We start from the raw sequence: 5,886 nt of genomic DNA, 5'->3' as shown, positions 1-5,886 counted from the left end.
GGGCGAGATCTACACCCGCCAGGAGCGCAACGGCATCCTGCTCGGCACCTACGAGAAGGCCTGCAAGCCGTGGTCGCCGGTCAACACGCCATGGGATTTCGGCCACGAATTGCTGCCGCCGGACCTCGACCGCATCGCGCCGTCGCTGGAAATAGGCTTCAAGCATTTCCCCGGCATCGAGAAGGCCGGCATCAAGCAGATCATCAACGGCCCCTTCACCTTCGCGCTGGACGGCAACCCGCTGGTCGGCCCGGTGCAGGGCCTGACCAATTTCTGGTGCGCCTGCGCCGTGATGGCCGGCTTCAGCCAAGGCGGCGGCGTCGGTCTGGCGCTGTCGAACTGGATGGTGCATGGCGATCCTGGCTTCGATGTCTGGGGCATGGATGTTACACGCTTCGGTGAATGGGCCGGCCTGCGCTACACCAACGCCAAGGTGCGGGAAAACTATTCGCGCCGCTTCTCCATCCGCTTCCCCAATGAGGAACTGCCGGCGGCACGTCCGGCGCAGACGACGCCGCTCTACGACACGATGCTGGCCAACAACGCCGTCATGGGCGACAGCTGGGGTCTCGAAACCCCGCTCTGGTTCGCACCTGAAGGCAAGGAACCCAGGGATATCGTCTCCTTCCATCGCTCCAACGATTTTGGGCCGATCGGCGAGGAAGTGCGCGCCACGCGTGAGCGCGTCGGCGTCACCGAGATCGCCAATTTTGCCAAATACGAAGTCTCGGGACCCGCGGCCGAGGATTTCCTCAACCGGCTGATGACCAACCGCATGCCGAAGACCCGCCGCATCGTGCTGACGCCGATGCTCAACGAGTTCGGCAAGCTGATCGGCGACTTCACCATCGCCAAGGCGGCAGAAGACCGCTTCATGATCTGGGGCTCTTCGGCGGCGCAGAAATACCACATGCGCTGGTTCGAGAAGCACCTGCCGAAGGACGGAACGGTGCGCATCCACCGCTTCGACCAGACGCTGGTCGGCCTGTCGATCGCCGGGCCGAAATCACGGGACCTGCTGCAGAAACTGGTCGATGTCGACGTCTCGACAAAAGCCTTCCGTTTCATGGATTTCCGCGAGATGGCTGTTGGCGGGGCGCCCTGCATGGTCAACCGCATCACCTACACCGGCGACCTCGGCTATGAAATCTGGATGGCGCCGGCCTACGAACGCCTGGTTTACAAAGCAATCAAGGACGCCGGCGAGGAATTCGGCCTTGTCGATTTCGGCATGCGCGCTCTGCTGTCCATGCGCCTCGAAAAGAACTTTCCGACCTGGTTCCGCGAGTTGCGGCCGATCTATGGACCGTTCGAGGGCGCGATGGACCGCTTCATCAAGCTCGAGAAGAATGACTTCATCGGCCGCGAGGCCGCCGCCAAGGAACAGGCCGAGGGGCCAAAGCTGCGCCGCGTCTCCTTCATCGTCGATGCCGCCGACGCCGATGTCATGGGCGACGAGCCGATCTGGGCCAAGGTCAGCAAGGACTACGGCACGGTGGAAAAGCCGCATGGCTATGGCGCGCCGCGCTTCGACAAGGGCGGCAAGGAAATACGTGGCTCCAAGGCTGCCGAAGGCGCATCCGCCGTGCGCGGCATCGTCGACGGCGACTGGCGCGTGGTCGGCTGGGTCACGTCGGGCGGCTATGCGCATTATGTGCAGAAGTCGATGGCGCAGGGCTATATCCCCGCAGCGCTTGCCGAGGACGAAAGTGCCGGGCTGTTCGAGATCGAGATCCTCGGTCACCGGCGCCCGGCCCGCATCAATGTCGAAGCGCCCTTCGATCCGAGCGGCGAGAAGATGCGGACCTGAGTTTCGACGATGGACAGCGCGGGGCCGAAGGGCAGCTTTGGCCGCCACCGCAAGATCATGCCGTTCGAGCCGGGCTCGATCGAAGCTTTGCGCGACGCCTCCCGTCAGAAGGCGGGTTCGCTCAACCAGCATGTGCTGGGCTATGGCCCGCAGGCCGAGGCTGAGTGGGCGGCGGCAGGCATTGCCGCGCCCGACCTGGCGGCGATGCGAAAATACCGGCTGGAGCGTATCCGCGCCGAGCTGAAGCGGCGCGGCTATGCCGGCGCCCTGCTCTACGACCCCGTCAACATCCGCTACGCCACCGACAGCACCAACATGCAGCTTTGGGTGGCGCACAATCCGACGCGGCATTGCTTTGTCGCCACTGAAGGCCCGGTGGTGCTGTTCGAGTATTTTTCCTGCGAGCACCTGTCCGACCATTCCGGCGTCGTCAACGAGGTGCGGCCGGCGGTGTCGTGGATGTATCTCTATGGCGGTGAGTTGACCGAGCAAAAGGTCCGCCGTTGGGCCGCCGGAATAGCCGATTTGGTCAGGGAACATGGTAGCGGCAACAGCCGCATCGCTGTCGACCACATCAATCCCGAAGGCGTCGAGGAACTGGCTCGCCTCGGCATTTCCATCGGCAATGGCGAAGCAGTGATGGAGAACGCGCGGCTGATCAAATCGCCGGACGAAATCCTCGCCATGCGCCGGGCGATTGTCGCTTGCGAAGCGGCGATGGGCGAGATGGAACAGGCGCTAAAGCCGGGCATTTCCGAGAACGAGCTATGGGCGGAATTGCATCGTGGCAACATCGCGCGCGGCGGCGAGTGGATCGAGACGCGACTGCTGACGTCAGGCCCGCGCACCAATCCGTGGTTCCAGGAATGCTCTTCGCGAAAGATCGAGGCTGGCGATCTCGTCGCCTTCGACACCGACCTGATCGGCCCCTACGGCTTCTGCGCCGACCTGTCGCGCACCTGGCTGTGCGGCGATGCAAACCCGTCGAATGAACAGCGCGCCCTGTTCCGCATCGCCGCCGACCAGATCGAACACAACACGGCTCTGATGCAGCCAGGCATCTCGTTTCGCGACCTCGTCGAAGCCTCGGCGGTGCCGCCGGGTGACTGCTTCCCGACGCGCTACGGCGTGCTCTATCACGGCGTCGGTCTGGCCGATGAATACCCGACCTTGCCGCATGCCAGCGACTGGACATCGGACACGCCGGACCGCGTGCTGGAACCTGGCATGGTGCTGTGCGTGGAAAGCTATATCGGCCGGCTTGGCGGGCGCGAAGGCGTCAAGCTCGAAGAGCAGATCCTGATCACCGAGGCCGGCAACGAACAGCTCTCAACCTACCCGCTGGATACGAGGCTGCTCGGATAGTCCGGCAAGCGCTTCTCGCATTGCCCTGACTGTCTTTTCCGGCGTTGCCCTCGCCGTGATGAACGGCAGGCCTTTGCGCCGTCCGGTCCAGCCGACGATCGCGACTTTCCGCGCTGCTGGCTCGAAGCGCTGCGCCAGCGCCCAGCTTTCGCAGTCGATCGCTGCAACATCGGCCCAGCCCTCGGCAATGGCGACGATTGAAGCGCGGTGACCGCCGCTCTCGCTACGCGACGAAAAGATGTCCAAGCCTTCGCCGGCCGCTCGCAGGTCGCGCGTCAGCGCAATGATGCCCGACATGGAATCGAGGCTGTTGAAGGTGAAGCGCTTGCCGCGGATCAGATCGAGCGGGATGAGAGCGCTGCCATCCGCAGGCGATCGAACTTCCGGTCCCTCGCCTATCCGCATCACCAGAGCGCTCGAATAGAGCTCGCCCTGCCCGCCTTCATAGGCGTCATAGCTCGGCTGGCCGACCACCTGCACATGCCTGGACAGGCCAAGTTCCATCGGCCCCCAGCAGGTCTGCGCGAACAGCAGCAACGGATGCAGCCACAATCTATGGAAATCGAGTTCATCCGGTGGCAATGTCGCGGGATCGGGTGCGATCAATGCACCGGCAGCATCGCGAATTCCGCCCGGCACCGGCGGCAGGTCGCCATTGCGCCGCACGATGGCTTCCGGCGCGTCGATCCCCTTTTGCCGAAACGCATCGCGCAGCAGCACCCATTGCGCGTCGACCTCATCGCGCACTTCGGGCCAATCATACATCGGCAACGCCGCAACCAATTCACTCATGCCGATATCAAATCATCATGTCTGGAAAAAGGATCGCGAAAACGCGGCGTCCAATCAGAATTGGCCGACACGGATTCCGGGTAGGCCGGAATTATTCCTTGGGCGGCTCGGCGGGAACCGGCGCACTGCCGAGCCCGCTGATGCTGCGCGCCCTGATGCGCGGCTTGAAGGCCCTGCCCGGCTCAGGCGCACGCCGCAGCACCGGGTGCACGATCGGCTCTTTCGCCTTGAACGCATAGGCTTTGACCAGCGCGAAATAATTCGGATAGGCATAGCCATTGTTCATCCGCAGCCATTCCTCACGGCGGTCGCGAAACAGCTTGGGCAGCTTGTACCAGGCCACGGTCGGGGTCTTGTGATGGACGAAATGCAGATTGTTGTTGAGGAACAGGAACGACAGCGGCGAGCGCTCGACGATCACCGTACGGCCTTCCGGATGTTCCGACCATTGATGCTCGGCGAACGTACGGATCGAGATCAGCGACTGGCCGAGCCAGACCGGCACCAGAATGTAAAGCCACAGCGGGATGCCGAAGCCGAACTGAACGATCGGCAGCACGACGGCCAGGCCGATCGCATGCAGCAGCCAGGCCTTGCGGATCGGCTTGTCGCCAGCGATCACCTGCTTGGCATCGTCGATGAAGAAGCCGACGCAGGACAGCCACGGGCCGAGCACGAAGCGGCCTGCCATGGTGTTGTTGATCTTGAGCAGGAATTTCATCGTCGGCGGCAGCTCGTCATGCTGCCAGAGCGCCTGATAATAGCTTTCCGGGTCATCGAGCGGGTCGGTCAGCCGCTCGTCGGCGTGGTGACGCAGATGAATGGTCTTGAAGCGGCGGAACGGCCAGACCAGACCGATCGGCAGAAACACGAAGGCTTCGTTGACCCGCGCGTTGCGCGTCGGATGCCCGTGCAGCACTTCGTGCATGATCGACGACTGCAATGCGGCGGTGAAGGCGAGGACGGCGAGCGCCAGGACGGGATAGGAAGGCCAGAGCAGGAAACCGGTGGCGAGCCATGTCGCGTAGCAGAAGAAGGCGAGTACCACGGTTGGCCACTCAATGGCCCGTACGCTGTGTCGCCTGATGCTCTTGCTCGTCATGCTATCGACCACTGCCCCTCAGTCGCCGGAATCCCAATTGATTCCTGACAGCATTGTGTCAGGAGAAATGATTCCACTCAACGAGACAAAGTGCACAAACTGTTGCGATTGCGCATTTTTGACCGCACATGTTATACATTGTAAACAGACTTAGGGATTCATTTACGCCTAACGCCACCCTCGGAGCGGTTCCGGCGCAAATTTTTCCTCAATCCAGGTGGAGCACGGACATGGACAAGCGCGACCTGTCGACGATCTTCCGCGAGCGACTGAAAATGCTCTTGACACGCTCCGACCTGAACCAGTCGGCCTTTGCAACCGCGGTCGGCATCGACCGCTCGGCGCTGTCGCAACTGCTGTCGGGCGCCTCGACGCGCCTGCCCCGCGCCGAAACACTGCTTAACATCGCCGCCGAGTTCAAGGTGTCGCTCGATTGGCTCCTCGGCCTCAGCCAGGACGAAGGTCTCACCGGCGAAATCCGCGAAAGCCTGGAGATCGAAGAGGCACCGGATGGTTTCGACCGCACGCTGTTGGCCAAATGGCATGCCGAGGCGGCAGGCACCAAGATCCGCTACGTGCCTGCCGGCATTCCCGATCTTCTGCGCACCGAAGCGCTGGTCGACTACGAAGCCGGCATCGCCAACAAGAGCCGCCTGGCGCAGGCCGGCGAAACGCAATACCGCATCGACTACAACAGGCGGCCTGAGACCGACATGGAAGTCTGCATGCCGCGCCACACGCTGGAGATATTTGCCCGCGGGCTGGGTGTCTGGGACCGTTTCCCCGAAGCCGACCGGCGCGCCCAGCTGCTGCACAT

General features: G+C 62.9%; 5 protein-coding genes. 3 read left to right on the top strand and 2 right to left on the bottom strand.

All coding sequences use genetic code 11. The features are described from left to right. Positions 1–1,810 (top strand): FAD-dependent oxidoreductase (locus EN949_RS32190; RefSeq protein WP_164782608.1); only part of this gene is annotated, 1,810 nt, incomplete at its 5' end. A gap of 9 nt (positions 1,811–1,819) precedes the next feature. Further along, on the top strand, positions 1,820–3,175 hold the full coding sequence (locus EN949_RS32185) for a Xaa-Pro peptidase family protein (protein ID WP_127371253.1): 1,356 nt from the start codon (positions 1,820–1,822) through the stop codon (positions 3,173–3,175). Here EN949_RS32185 and EN949_RS32180 read toward each other — a convergent pair. Together EN949_RS32180 and EN949_RS32175 are read right to left on the bottom strand one after the other, a co-directional pair. After that, positions 3,140–3,967, bottom strand: a complete 828-nt coding sequence (locus EN949_RS32180) for a PhnD/SsuA/transferrin family substrate-binding protein (RefSeq protein ID WP_127367407.1) — start codon at positions 3,965–3,967, stop codon at positions 3,140–3,142. The genes EN949_RS32185 and EN949_RS32180 overlap by 36 nt on opposite strands. 91 nt (positions 3,968–4,058) lie before the next feature. Continuing rightward, positions 4,059–5,069 (bottom strand): fatty acid desaturase, encoded by a 1,011-nt coding sequence (locus EN949_RS32175; RefSeq protein WP_024501297.1) that lies wholly within the window; start codon positions 5,067–5,069, stop codon positions 4,059–4,061. A 230-nt stretch (positions 5,070–5,299) separates the two neighbouring features. On the opposite strand from EN949_RS32175, the gene EN949_RS32170 reads away from it, so the two are divergent. Then, on the top strand, positions 5,300–5,886 hold a 587-nt coding region (locus EN949_RS32170; RefSeq protein ID WP_127371898.1), incomplete at its 3' end, for a helix-turn-helix transcriptional regulator.

Origin of the sequence: Mesorhizobium sp. M7A.F.Ca.US.007.01.2.1 (assembly GCF_003998165.1) — a bacterium.
In the GTDB taxonomy this organism is placed as follows: Bacteria; Pseudomonadota; Alphaproteobacteria; order Rhizobiales; family Rhizobiaceae; genus Mesorhizobium; species Mesorhizobium ciceri.
Note: the sequence above shows the minus strand (reverse complement) of the source record. Positions and strands in the feature narration are given on the sequence as shown.